General features: G+C 67.9%; 1 protein-coding gene. It reads left to right on the top strand.

Translation table 11 applies throughout. The features are described from left to right. Positions 1 to 49: 49 nt before the first annotated feature. A partial coding sequence (locus ACTQ49_RS15060) for a tyrosine-type recombinase/integrase (RefSeq protein WP_441828644.1) occupies positions 50 to 340 on the top strand: 291 nt, incomplete at its 3' end.

Below are 340 nucleotides of genomic sequence, written 5' to 3'. Positions count from 1 at the left end.
TCCCGATGTCCCCACCCGCGCCCTGGTCTTCCGGGAAGACCGTCCACGCTTGGACAAGCCCCTGCCGAAGTTCCTCGACGATGCCCGGGCTGCCGCGTTCATGGCCGCCGCAGCCCAGCTATCCGACGAGCTCGACCGGTTGATGATCCAGATCCTGGCCCGCACCGGCATGCGCCGCGGCGAACTACTCGGGCTACGCATCAACGCCGTCGTCCAGATCGGCACCGGATACTGGCTGCGCACCCCGGTCGGGAAACTCCACACCGACCGCTACATCCCCCTCGACCCGGCCCTCAAGACCCTCATCGACACCTGGATCGCCCACCGCCCGTCATGGCAG

It is taken from the genome of Luteococcus sp. Sow4_B9, assembly GCF_052116585.1.
Taxonomy (GTDB): domain Bacteria; phylum Actinomycetota; class Actinomycetes; order Propionibacteriales; family Propionibacteriaceae; genus Luteococcus.
The sequence above is the reverse complement of the archived record's forward strand: the minus strand, read 5'-3'. Positions and strand labels throughout refer to the sequence as shown.